Origin of the sequence: Alkalibacterium iburiense (genome assembly GCF_039521845.1) — a bacterium.
Classification (GTDB): Bacteria; Bacillota; Bacilli; order Lactobacillales; family Carnobacteriaceae_A; genus Alkalibacterium; species Alkalibacterium iburiense.
Genome location: NZ_BAAACW010000145.1, coordinates 6,877 through 11,754 on the forward strand (window position 1 = coordinate 6,877; position 4,878 = coordinate 11,754).

General features: G+C 37.2%; 6 protein-coding genes. 4 read left to right on the forward strand and 2 right to left on the reverse strand.

All coding sequences use genetic code 11. The features are described from left to right. The coding region (gene uvrC, locus ABDZ53_RS11405) for an excinuclease ABC subunit UvrC (protein ID WP_343756634.1) at positions 1-1,461 on the forward strand (1,461 nt) is incomplete at its 5' end. Positions 1,462-1,477: 16 nt separating this feature from the next. Continuing rightward, positions 1,478-2,044, forward strand: a complete 567-nt coding sequence (locus ABDZ53_RS11410) for a GNAT family N-acetyltransferase (RefSeq protein ID WP_343756636.1) — start codon at positions 1,478-1,480, stop codon at positions 2,042-2,044. 170 nt (positions 2,045-2,214) lie between these two features. Here ABDZ53_RS11410 and mazE read toward each other — a convergent pair whose 3' ends face one another. Continuing rightward, positions 2,215-2,460, reverse strand: coding sequence for a type II toxin-antitoxin system PemI/MazE family antitoxin (gene mazE / locus ABDZ53_RS11415; RefSeq protein ID WP_343756638.1), 246 nt, complete (start codon positions 2,458-2,460; stop codon positions 2,215-2,217). Between the two features lie 605 nt (positions 2,461-3,065). Here mazE and ABDZ53_RS11420 point away from each other — a divergent pair. Together ABDZ53_RS11420 and ABDZ53_RS11425 are read left to right on the forward strand one after the other, a co-directional pair. Further along, entirely contained in the window at positions 3,066-3,311 is a 246-nt protein-coding gene (locus ABDZ53_RS11420) for a CPBP family intramembrane glutamic endopeptidase (protein ID WP_343756639.1), read from the forward strand. Positions 3,312-3,381: 70 nt separating this feature from the next. Continuing rightward, a complete protein-coding gene (locus ABDZ53_RS11425) occupies positions 3,382-3,909 on the forward strand; it encodes a hypothetical protein (protein ID WP_343756640.1) in 528 nt (175 codons plus the stop codon). Positions 3,910-3,970: 61 nt separating this feature from the next. Here the strand turns inward: ABDZ53_RS11425 and ABDZ53_RS11430 are convergent, their stop codons facing one another. Further along, entirely contained in the window at positions 3,971-4,537 is a 567-nt protein-coding gene (locus tag ABDZ53_RS11430) for an LURP-one-related/scramblase family protein (RefSeq protein ID WP_343756642.1), read from the reverse strand. Between the last annotated feature and the right edge of the window lie 341 nt (positions 4,538-4,878).

Sequence of the window (4,878 nt, forward strand, 5' to 3'; positions counted from 1 at the left end):
CGTGATCCGCAGTTAGTCATCAGTTCTGAAGTCGAACAAGACGGGGCACATTACTTCGGACCGTATCCAGATGTTTGGGCAGCTTCAGAAACCAAGCAGCTCATTCAAAAAATATATCCTTTGAGAAAATGCAATGGGCATCAAAAAAGAGCCTGTCTCTACTACCATATTGGCCAATGCATTGGTCCGTGTGACCATGAAGTGCCGGTAGAAGAATATGAAAAACAAATCAAACGCATCCGGTCCTTTTTAAACGGAAATGTTCAAGATATTAAGAAAGACTTGCGGGATAAAATGGAAGAAGCGGCTCGAGAGATGAACTACGAAAGGGCAGCCGAATTTAGAGATCAAATTGCCTATATTGAGCGCACCGTTGAAAAGCAGTCCATTATCTCCAATAATTTCACGCCGAGAGACTTCTTTAATTATTATATGGATAAAGGCTGGATTTCGATTCAAGTCTTTTTTGTGCGACAAGCCACATTAATCAAACGAGACGCAACCATGTTTCCAGTCATTGATACGCCTGAAGAAGAACTCCTGAGCTTTATTATCCAATATTATCAGGATAAAAATAACCAGATTCCTAAAGAAGTCTACGTGCCCGAGAGTGTGGACCGCGCCTTATTAGAAGAAACGTTGGAAACCAAAGTCTTTATTCCTAAACAGGGACGGAAAAAAGAATTGCTGGATTTGACAGGGAAAAATAGTGAGCTGGCGCTTAAAGAAAAATTCCGTTTAATTGAAATGAAAGAACGCAAGACTACTGGCGCCATGGAAGAACTGTCCCAGAGAATGGGCTTGCCTTACATTGAGCGGATTGAAGCTTTTGACCACTCCAACATTCAAGGAACCAGTCCGGTGTCTGCTATGGTTTCCTTTAAAGACGGCAATCCGGATAAGACCAATTACCGTAAGTATAAAATAAAAACGGTCGTGGGAAGTAATGAATATGCGACCACCCAGGAAGTCATCCGCAGAAGGTATTCCCGTCTCTTAAAAGAAGGGAAAGAACTGCCTGATCTGATTTTAATGGATGGGGGTAAAATTCAAGTGAATGCCGCAGTGGATGTATTGGAGAATGAGTTTGGGTTAACTATTCCGGTTGCTGGAATGGTAAAAGATAACAAACACCGAACAGCCGGACTTATTTTTGGAGAAAACTTAGACCCTATTGTTTTAGATCCAAGGAGTCAAGCTTTCCATCTGGTTCAGCGTATTCAAGAAGAAGTGCACCGCTTTGCGATTACATTCCACCGCAGTGTGCGCAGTAAAAACAGTTTTACGAGTCAATTGGATAATATTCAGGGAGTCGGACCCAAGACACGTACTAAAGTGTTGCGTCATTTCAAATCAATGAAACGACTCAAAGAAGCAGAGCTGGAAGAGTTGACCGGCTTAGGGATACCTAAAGCTGTCGCCGAACGAATAAAAGAAACGTTAGAAGCAACACCAAACTAAGGAGTTAATTGATTAAATGATAAGAGAAGCCAGAAAAGAAGATGCAGAAGAAATAGTAGAGTTATTCAAGATCATTTTAACCGATATGGAACTACCCATTTTAGAAAAAGTATCGTGGAGTCAATTAAAGCCGGCATTAGTGGATGCCGCAAAACGAGAAACAATTCGCCATGGGTATGCCAATGCTCTAGTAAAAGAGATAGATGGTGAAATAGCCGGTTTTTGTTTTGCTTATGATGGCGGACTCAGTGACGAAGTATATGAACCGCTTGAAGACATACTAACAGACTACAATTTACCGCTATTTGAAACGTCTATGGATGAAGAGACTTTTGAAGGGGAATGGTACTTGGACTCATTAGTCACCAAACCATCCTTTAGGGGAAGAGGCGTGGGCAAAGAACTGATGCAAGCCACTTATAAACAAGCGTCTGAAGCGGGCCTGCCAGTTGTCGGTTTAAATGTGGACCATGACAACCCGAAAGCACGTAAACTTTACAAAAAGCAAGGGTTTAAAAAAACGGGAGAAGTTGTTCTAGCGGATCACCGTTACGATCATATGCAAAAAGTAGTCAATAAATAAACAACAAAAAAAGTCAGTCATAATGGATTTGAAATCTGTTTTGACTGACTTTTTTTAAGTTTAAAGGGTACGATCAAACGTGCTTCATATGACAGGAGATGACTGTTATTTCATACACTCTTGAGTGATCCAAATTATTCCGCATACTACCATCTCGATTGGAATGCCGATCATATATCCCGCTCACTACCTTCAGGTTTGTATATATCATCCCATTCCATAGATTCATAGAATCCTGCTTTCGCATTAGAGAAATAATCCTCTATTTTAGGCATCAAAGTAATGATCCCATTTTGATCTTTCGTCATATAGTATTCTTTACCCTCTTCTACGTTAAATTCTGAAGGTATGCTAATCGTTAAAGAGTTACCTAGTTTTTTATTTTCCTTTTTATGGCCATTTTCCTCACCCCACATTCATTTTCTGTTGTAAATAATGTATTGACATGTTGGTATCATAAATTCTAAGAAGGCAGCCACTATATTGGCATTATCTTCATTAGTCATCCTTTTTTGGTTACACTGTTCTAATAAACTAAAAAAATCCCAACTAATAGGATAGATTTCTCCTATACCCATTTGCTTCATTACAATCTGTATAATATAGTTTAAAAAATAATAACGGTTACATATACAAATAACATCAGGACTTAATAAAATATGAAAGAAGGAATCAAATGCAATCATCTTTACAGAAAGTATCTATAGGAAAAATCATATTAACGATTATATTATTTCTGATACTCATAGTATTATGTACTATGACTGTCATATCTGTTATACCAGATTCTTATACCCAGTTCTTTGACTTTTTAATAGATTCTTTATTTTATTTTTCTGTGTTATTAGCTTCTATATATCACCTACATAAAAATAATATCAGAGTATTTCATCTAATAGGAGAGAAAAAAATAGAGTTAAAGATAATGTTATATTTTTTGTTTTTATTGTTAATTGGAACAATAGTATCAATTACTAGTCTATTCTTTTTCCTTCGCTAAATACTATTACTTCCTGGAGGAATGAAATTCTTTGAAGTTATTTCTGTAGAGTTGGAATCTTCTAGTCCAATACCTCCTCCTTTTCTTTATCGGTTTATATTAGGAGTTTTAATTGGTCCTTTTGTAGAGGAATTTTTCTTTAGGGGGATTCTGCTGAATAAATGGTCAGAACGCTTTGGAATTAAAAAAGCCATTTTATTTACATCTTTGTTATTCATGGCTTTACATTTTAATAGTTTCTTTATACCACAATTTATATTCAGTTGACATAGTGACTAAGAATAAAGGACACCGAACCCTATTTAACAGTGCTCCTCTTCATTTTGGAAAGGTATTGATGGTAAAGACGATTGTCGTGCTTCTTGGTTTTTTACTCACATTAGCAGCTGGCATCTTGGCACTGCTTATCACCATCGGTCCGCGCTACGGTATAGGATCTTTTTCCATACCTGTTCCGACATTCAGTTTCAGTTTGTACGGGGGCTTATTTGAAACCGTGCCTATAGGGAACTGGCTACTGCAAGCTTTTATTTTAATTTTGATCAGTTCACTTGTACTTATAAGAGGCATCATAGGATTAAGCCTTCTCTTTAAACAGGAATTTTTAAATTTATTAGTAGGTGTATCAGTACTATTCACTGAACCCTTGTATTTCTCACGAGGAATTGGCCACTTTAGTGACATTGGCTTGCTGCCACCCACATTTTTCTCAGTTGGGTCAGTTTTAACAGGCTATCATAACTTCCTCTATAATTCTCAAGATATTCATTTTATGAATGGCGTCCTGTCCCTCGGAGCCACCTGGTTAGTGATTGAAATCATATTATTTGTACTCACCCGTTTCAAGAGATTCAGGCACATTTAATTGAATAGAAAAGTAAAAGCGCCCATACTGGACGCTTTTTTGTCGATCTATATTGATAGAGTTAGGACTGATTCCGCTTGAAACGCAGCCAAATCGGGTACATAAACCCTAAACTGTATTTTTCCTGCTTATGACTTTCCATAAGAGATTCTTTATCTTGAATATAGTGATCTAGTAAAACGGCTAAGACACATGCAATGGAAGCATGTTCTTCATTGTTAATAGACAAAATATAAAAGTCCCCGAGAGAAGAGACAGTTTTTTCAATCGTCATGATTTTCCTTGCGAAATGTCTAACTGTAAATACATGATTTTCAAAGTCCGGATGCACGACCCAATTTAAACGACTGACATAGATGGTTGGCTTCTTAATGCCATGTAAGCCCGGTCTCTTTTTTATCGCTCCAATGTTTTCACCATCTTTATACAAGGTAAATTTAGGAAAGAGAGATAAAACAGTTTGCTTGGCTTCTACCAAACGATCGCCATCCATTGAATAAACGGTCATCTTATCGCCTAGTCGGCCCCACTTTCCTACAATTAAAAAGACTTCTTGACCAGAAGAGTCTTTTACAATCATTCGGTTCTGGAGCGACATGTATTCTTGATTAATAAATAGTCGAACCATTTCTTTCACCCCAAGTTCGTGTTTAACGGCTCTTTCTTTTTATTATAACATCATCTCAAGTAAAATCGAAATGGAGACCTTAAAATTTACATAATAGTCAAAGAAAAAGCCCTGAAAATTCAGAGCTTTGTACCCAACTTAAAGCGGATGCTTGTTCGACATGATAGTCGTTAGCTCCAACAATATCTTGACGACTATATCGATAAAGATAAGTCGCTTGTCGGGGTTGATTTTACCATCTCTTCTATTCTTATAAAGAATAAAAAGTATCACTAGTGTTGCATTAAATTAAAAAGAACTAGTACTTACTACTTGTTACATTCCTCACATGTGGTTTTCTC

Excerpts from the sequence above, each read along its gene's own strand:
- ABDZ53_RS11410 (WP_343756636.1), top strand. The coding sequence starts at position 1,478 with ATGATAAGAGAAGCCAGAAAAGAAGATGCAGAAGAAATAGTAGAGTTA.
- mazE (WP_343756638.1), bottom strand. The coding sequence starts at position 2,460 with ATGTGGGGTGAGGAAAATGGCCATAAAAAGGAAAATAAAAAACTAGGT.
- ABDZ53_RS11420 (WP_343756639.1), top strand. The coding sequence starts at position 3,066 with ATGAAATTCTTTGAAGTTATTTCTGTAGAGTTGGAATCTTCTAGTCCA.
- ABDZ53_RS11425 (WP_343756640.1), top strand. The coding sequence starts at position 3,382 with ATGGTAAAGACGATTGTCGTGCTTCTTGGTTTTTTACTCACATTAGCA.
- ABDZ53_RS11430 (WP_343756642.1), bottom strand. The coding sequence starts at position 4,537 with ATGGTTCGACTATTTATTAATCAAGAATACATGTCGCTCCAGAACCGA.